The sequence below is a fragment of the Streptomyces prasinopilosus genome (genome assembly GCF_001419695.1).
Taxonomy (GTDB): Bacteria; Actinomycetota; Actinomycetes; order Streptomycetales; family Streptomycetaceae; genus Streptomyces; species Streptomyces prasinopilosus.
In genome coordinates, this window is record NZ_LIRG01000565.1 from 1 (window position 1) to 4,616 (window position 4,616).

Sequence of the window (4,616 nt, forward strand, 5' to 3'; positions counted from 1 at the left end):
CGGCCAGGGCGCGCACCTGGCCGTGGTCACCAGTGAGGACGCCGACGCCGGGCTCATCGGGCACAACATGAGCGAGCTCGTGGAACAGCTCGGGGACCACCTGACCGCTCCTCCGCGCTCCTCATGAGCAGGCCGGGCAGGGACGACTCCCCGGACCGCCTCTACACCGTCACCGGCGGACGCAGCCGGTCCGGGCCCGACAACCCCTTCGACCTGGTCACGCTGGTCGTCGCCGAATGCGATCCGGTGCCCGGCATGCAGTCCGAGCACGCCGCGATCCTCCGGCTGACCGAACGGCCCACGGCGGTCGTGGAGATCGCGGCCGAGCTGAAGCTGCCGGTGAGCATCACCCGCATCCTGCTCGCCGACCTCCAGGCGTCGGGCCGCGTCAGCGCCCGGCACCCGCGCAAGGCCGCCGTACCCGACCCCGACATCCTGGAGCAGGTGCTCGTTGGACTCCGCAACCTCTGACACGCGTACACCACTGGGCGTGTCGGCCGACAACGGACTCAAGATCGTGGTCGTGGGCGGCTTCGGCGCCGGCAAGACGACGATGGTCCGCTCGGTCAGCGAGATACGTCCCCTCAACACCGAGGAGACGATGACCCAGGCCGGCGAGGCCGTCGACGACCTCAGCGGGGTGCACGGCAAGACCTCGACGACCGTGGCCTTCGACTTCGGCCGCATCACCCTGGACAGCCACAACGTGCTGTACCTGTTCGGGGCGCCCGGCCAGGAGCGCTTCTGGTTCCTGTGGGACCGGCTGTTCTCCGGCACCCTGGGCGCGGTCGTCCTCGTCGACACCCGGCGCATCGACGACTCCTGGTACGCCATCGACCGGCTGGAGAAGCACGGCACGCCGTTCATCGTGGCCTGCAACGACTTCGGCGGCCACACCTTCGCGCCGGAGCAGATCCGCGAGGCCCTCGACCTCGACCCGCACGTCCCGCTGGTCACCTGCGACGCGCGTTCCCGGGAGTCCAGCAAGCTGGTGCTGATCACACTGGTGGAGCACATCCAGACCCTCTACGCCGACCAGGCCCGAGCCCCCCGTCAGGAGCTGGTGTGAGCCCCGCTTCCGCTCCCCACCCGGTCCACTTCAGCGGCCCCCTCCTCCAGGACGACCCCGCCGGGGTGTACCGGAGGATGCGGCGCGACCACGGCAGCGTGGTCCCGGTGATCCTGGACGGCGACGTACCGGCCTGGCTGGTGCTCGGCTACCGCGAACTGCACCAGATCACCGGCGACCCGGTGCTGTTCAGCCGCGACTCCGACCTGTGGAACCAGTGGGAGAACATCCCCGACGACTGGCCGCTGCTGCCGATGATCGGCCGCAAGCAGCCGTCGATCCTCTACACCGTCGGCGAGCGCCACCGCGAGCGGGCCGGGATGCTGGTCCACGCGCTGGAGGCGGTGGACCCGTTCGAACTGCGCGGCTACGCCGAGAGGTTCGCCGACGAACTGATCGACGGCATCTGCCCCCGGGGCACGGCCGACATCGTCAACGAGTTCGCGATGCTGCTGCCCGTGCGCGTGCTGACCCGGCTCTACGGCTTCTCCGACGAACAGGGACCGGCGCTCGTCACCGCCCTCAACGACATGATCGACGGGCGGGAGCGGGCGCTGGCGGGCCAGACCCACCTGTTCACGTCGATGACCGACCTGGTCGCCGCGCGCCGCAAGGAGCCCGCCGACGACGTGGCGTCGCGGATGCTCGCCGACACCTCCGGGTTCACCGACGAGGAGGTCGTCCAGGACCTGATGGTGATGATGGCGGCCGGGCACCAGCCGACCGCCGACTGGATCGGCAACTCCCTGCACCTGATGCTGACCGACAAGCGGTTCGCCGCCTCCCTGTTCGGCGGCCGCAACAGCGTCGCCGAGGCGATGAACGAGGTGCTGTGGGAGGACACCCCCACCCAGAACGTGGCCGGCCGCTGGGCCTCCCGCGACACCCAGCTGGGCGGGCGCCGCATCCGCGCCGGCGACATGGTGCTCCTCGGCCTCCAGGGCGCCAACTCCGATCCGCAGGTGCGGACCGACGGCTCGGCCCTGACCGGCGGCAACAGCGCCCACTTCTCCTTCGGCCACGGGGAGCACCGCTGCCCGTTCCCCGCCCAGGAGATCTCCGAGGTGATCGCGCGGACCGGCATCGAGGTCGTCCTGGACCGCCTGCCCGACATCGACCTGGCGGTGCCGGCCGCGTCCCTGTCCCGCCGCCCGTCGCCGTGGCTGCGCGGCATGTCCTCACTTCCGGTCACCTTCACACCCACTTCCGCCCTTGGAGGCTCCCGCACATGACGGCTGGTACGGACACCCGGACACCCGCGCCCGGCACCGAGCCCGGCACCGAGGGCAACCCGATCCCCCTGGACCCGTTCGTCTCCGACCTGGACGCGGAGAGCGCGGCGCTGCGCGCCGCGGGCCCGCTCGCCCGCGTGGTCCTGCCGGGCGGCGTGCCGGTGTGGGCGGTCACGCACCACGCCGAGGCCAAGAAGCTGCTCACCGACCCCCGCCTGGTGAAGGACATCAACGTCTGGGGCGCCTGGCAGCGCGGCGAGATCGCCCCCGACTGGCCGCTGATCGGCCTGGCCAACCCGCCCCGCTCCATGCTCACCGTGGACGGCGCCGACCACCGCCGGCTGCGCACCCTGGTCGCGCAGGCGCTCACCGTGCGCCGGGTGGAGCGGATGCGCGAGCGGGTCACGGAGCTGACCGAGGGCCTGCTGGACCAGGTGGCCGCGGCGCCCGGCGGGACGGTCGACCTGAAGGCCCTGTTCGCCTACCCGCTGCCGATGTACGTGATCGCCGACCTGATGGGGCTCGCGGAGGAGCGGCTGCCGCGCCTGAAGGAGCTCTTCGAGAAGTTCTTCTCCACGCAGACCCCGCCCGAGGAGGTCGTCGCGACGCTGACCGAACTGGCCGGGATCATGACCGAGACGGTCGCGCACAAGCGGGAGAACCCGGGCGACGACCTGACCTCCGCGCTGATCCAGGCCTCGGAGGACGGCGACCGCCTCACCGACGAGGAGATCGTCGCCACGCTCCAGCTGATGGTGGCCGCCGGCCACGAGACGACGATCTCCCTCATCGTCAACGCGGTGGTGAACCTCTCCCTGCACCCCGAGCAGCGGGAGCTGGTGCTGTCCGGCGGGGCCGACTGGTCGGCGGTGGTCGAGGAGACCCTGCGGTACGCGACCCCCACCTCCCACGTCCTGGTCCGGTTCGCGACCGAGGACGTGCCCGTCGGGGACAGGGTCCTCCCGGCCGGGGAGGCGCTGATCGTGTCGTACGCCGCGATCGGCCGGGACGAGCGGGCGCACGGCCCGAGCGCCGGCGTCTTCGACATCACCCGGGAGAGCGCCCACCGGCACATCTCCTTCGGCCACGGCCCGCACGTGTGCCCCGGCGCGGCCCTGTCCCGCCTGGAGGCGGGCGTGGCCCTGCCGGCCCTGTACGCGCGCTTCCCGAAGCTGGACCTGGCGGTCCCGGCGGACGAACTGCGCAACAAGCCGGTGGTCACCCAGAACGACCTGTACGAGCTGCCGGTGACCCTGGACTGACGCGACGGGGCGGCCCCGGGGACGGGACCGCACGGCCGGCCGGACGGGAAACGTCCGTCCGGCCGCCCCCTCCGTCCGCGTCTCAGCCGACGGACGATGCTTCACCCGGGTTTCCCCGAGCCGCTAGGCTCCGGGGTTGTGGCTGAGATCCGGATTCCTGCTGACATCAAGCCCGCCGACGGTCGTTTCGGCGCGGGCCCCTCCAAGGTGCGGACGGAAGCGCTGGACGCGCTGGCCGCGACCGGCACGTCCCTGCTGGGCACCTCCCACCGCCAGGCCCCGGTGAAGAACCTGGTCGGCGAGGTGCGCGAGGGCATCGGCGAGCTGTTCCGGCTCCCCGAGGGCTACGAGGTCGTCCTCGGCAACGGCGGCTCCACCGCGTTCTGGGACGTCGCGACCCACGGCCTGATCGAGAACAGGTCGCAGCACCTCACCTTCGGCGAGTTCAGCTCCAAGTTCGCCAAGGCCGCCCGGCTCGCCCCGTGGCTGGCCGAACCGACCGTGATCGCCGCCGACCCGGGCACGCACCCCGAGCCGGCCGCCGAGGCCGGCGTGGACGTCTACGCCTTCACGCACAACGAGACCTCCACCGGCGTCGCCATGCCCATCGAGCGGGTGCCCGGCGCCGACGAGGGCTCCCTGGTCCTGGTGGACGCGACGAGCGGCGCCGGCGGCCTGCCCGTCGACATCGCCGAGACGGACGTCTACTACTTCGCCCCGCAGAAGTCCTTCGCCTCCGAGGGCGGCCTGTGGATCGGCGTGTTCTCCCCGGCCGCGATCGAGCGCGCCGAGCGGATCCACGCGGGCGGCCGCCACATCCCGGAGTTCTTCAGCCTCCCCACGGCGATCGACAACTCCCGCAAGAACCAGACGTACAACACCCCGGCCCTGTCCACCCTGTTCCTCCTCAACGAACAGCTGAAGTGGATCAACGGCCAGGGCGGCCTCGACTTCGCCACCGGCCGCACCGAGGACTCGTCGACCCGCCTGTACGGCTGGGCCGAGGAGTCGAAGTTCGCGACCCCGTTCGTCACCGACCCGGCCAAGCGCTCC

Annotated in this window: 5 protein-coding genes and 1 pseudogene; all 6 read left to right on the forward strand. The window is 71.8% G+C overall.

Annotated features, from left to right (window positions below):
• Window positions 1–127: pseudogene (locus tag AOK18_RS22200) on the forward strand (roadblock/LC7 domain-containing protein); the annotation flags it as partial.
• On the forward strand, window positions 124–471 hold the full coding sequence (locus tag AOK18_RS22205; RefSeq protein ID WP_055573656.1) for a DUF742 domain-containing protein: 348 nt from the start codon (window positions 124–126) through the stop codon (window positions 469–471). The pseudogene AOK18_RS22200 and the gene AOK18_RS22205, both read left to right, overlap by 4 nt.
• A 13-nt stretch (window positions 472–484) precedes the next feature.
• Window positions 485–1,069, forward strand: coding sequence for a GTP-binding protein (locus tag AOK18_RS22210; protein WP_055573661.1), 585 nt, complete (start codon window positions 485–487; stop codon window positions 1,067–1,069).
• A complete protein-coding gene (locus AOK18_RS22215) occupies window positions 1,066–2,301 on the forward strand; it encodes a cytochrome P450 (protein ID WP_055695486.1) in 1,236 nt (411 codons plus the stop codon). The genes AOK18_RS22210 and AOK18_RS22215 overlap by 4 nt, the downstream gene beginning before the upstream one ends.
• Entirely contained in the window at window positions 2,298–3,563 is a 1,266-nt protein-coding gene (locus AOK18_RS22220; RefSeq protein WP_055695487.1) for a cytochrome P450 family protein, read from the forward strand. The genes AOK18_RS22215 and AOK18_RS22220 overlap by 4 nt, the downstream gene beginning before the upstream one ends.
• 138 nt (window positions 3,564–3,701) lie before the next feature.
• Window positions 3,702–4,616, forward strand: a 915-nt coding sequence (gene serC, locus AOK18_RS22225) for a phosphoserine transaminase (protein WP_055695488.1), incomplete at its 3' end; no start/stop codon positions are given.

Coding starts and splice junctions, on each gene's coding strand:
- AOK18_RS22205 (WP_055573656.1), top strand. CDS start 124: ATGAGCAGGCCGGGCAGGGACGACTCCCCGGACCGCCTCTACACCGTC.
- AOK18_RS22220 (WP_055695487.1), top strand. CDS start 2,298: ATGACGGCTGGTACGGACACCCGGACACCCGCGCCCGGCACCGAGCCC.